Genomic DNA, 1,081 nt, shown 5'->3' with positions numbered 1-1,081 from the left:
GGCGCGGGGCGTCTACGAGACGTGGGCGCCCGCGGACGAGGTCACCGACGACCGGGTGGTGGACCTGCCGTACGCGCCGTGACCCGGGCCCGGCAGGCGCGTGCGGCGGCATAACCATGGGCAGGACGGGAACCCGCCGGCGTCCCGACCGTCACGTGACGAGGAGACGCGCATGCCTTTCATCACCGTGGGGACGGAGAACTCCGCCCCCGTAGACCTGTACTACGAGGACCACGGTTCCGGGCAGCCGATCGTGCTCATCCACGGCTTCCCGTTCAACGGGGCGACCTGGGAGAAGCAGACCGGGCCGCTGCTGGCCGCCGGATACCGGACGATCACGTACGACCGGCGGGGCTTCGGCAACTCCGCCCAGCCGGCGTCCGGGTACGACTACGACACCTTCGCCGCCGACCTCGACGTGCTGATGACGGAGCTGGACTTGCGGGACGCGATCCTGGTGGGGCACTCGATGGGCACCGGCGAGGTGACCCACTACCTGGGCGTGTACGGCTCGCAGCGGGTCGACCGGGCGGTGCTGCTGGCCCCGCTCGCGCCGTTCCTGCTGAAGACCTCGGACAACCCGGAGGGGGTCGAGAAGAGCCTGTTCCAGGGCTTCCAGCAGGCCATCCTCGACGACCGGTTCGCCTACCTCACCACCTTCTGCGAGGCGTTCTTCAACTACCAGGAGAACAAGGGCAGGCTGGTCAGCGAGGAGGCATTCCGGGCGCACTGGGAGATCGGCACCCGGGCCTCGGCGAAGGGCACCCACGACAGCGTGGACGCCTGGCAGACCGACTTCCGAGGTGACGTGTCCCGCATCGACGTGCCGGTGCTGATCGTGCAGGGTGACGCCGACGCGGTGCTGCCGTACCCGAAGACCGGTCAGCGGCTCCAGCCGATGCTGCCCGGCAGCCAGCTCGTCACGCTGAAGGGCGCGCCGCACGGCATCCCGTGGACGAACGCGGCGGAGGTGAACCGCAGCATCATGGACTTCATCGGCGCGCCGGCGATGGCCCGGGCCTGACGCGTCACGGCCACCGGCTCCTCGACGGCGACCGGCACCCGACGGCGACGTGCGCGG

1 protein-coding gene is annotated in these 1,081 nt (G+C 70.5%); it reads left to right on the top strand.

Going from position 1 to position 1,081, the window contains the following annotated elements:
- The first annotated feature begins 172 nt into the window (after positions 1-172).
- On the top strand, positions 173-1,024 hold the full coding sequence (locus AB0B91_RS66465) for an alpha/beta hydrolase (protein ID WP_089002109.1): 852 nt from the start codon (positions 173-175) through the stop codon (positions 1,022-1,024).
- Positions 1,025-1,081: the final 57 nt, after the last annotated feature.

It is taken from the genome of Nonomuraea sp. NPDC049141 (assembly GCF_040648415.1).
In the GTDB taxonomy this organism is placed as follows: Bacteria; Actinomycetota; Actinomycetes; order Streptosporangiales; family Streptosporangiaceae; genus Nonomuraea.
The sequence above is the reverse complement of the archived record's forward strand: the minus strand, read 5'-3'. Positions and strand labels throughout refer to the sequence as shown.